Here is a 303-nt window from a genome sequence, read left to right on the forward strand (position 1 = left end):
CGTTGGCAGATATCGATACAGATACCAATACAACCAATTCTACCTTTACTGAGGATGGAACAAACTTGATCATCACGGATTCGGATGGTAGTACAGTATCTATTCCGTTAGCAGATATCGATACGGATACAAATACAACTAATTCTACTTTCACTGAAGATGGAACAAACTTAATCATCACTGATTCGGATGGTAGTACAGTGTCTATTCCTTTAGCGGATATTGATACGGATACTAATACAACCAATTCTACCTTCACTGAAGATGGAACAAACTTGATCATCACTGATTCGGATGGTAGTA

Annotated in this window: 1 protein-coding gene; it reads left to right on the forward strand. The window is 38.0% G+C overall.

Annotated features, from left to right (window positions below; all coding sequences use genetic code 11):
- On the forward strand, window positions 1–303 hold a 303-nt coding region (locus FHK87_RS26490), incomplete at both ends, for a hypothetical protein (RefSeq protein WP_226294432.1).

This window comes from Aquimarina algicola, assembly GCF_006443095.1.
Classification (GTDB): domain Bacteria; phylum Bacteroidota; class Bacteroidia; order Flavobacteriales; family Flavobacteriaceae; genus Aquimarina; species Aquimarina algicola.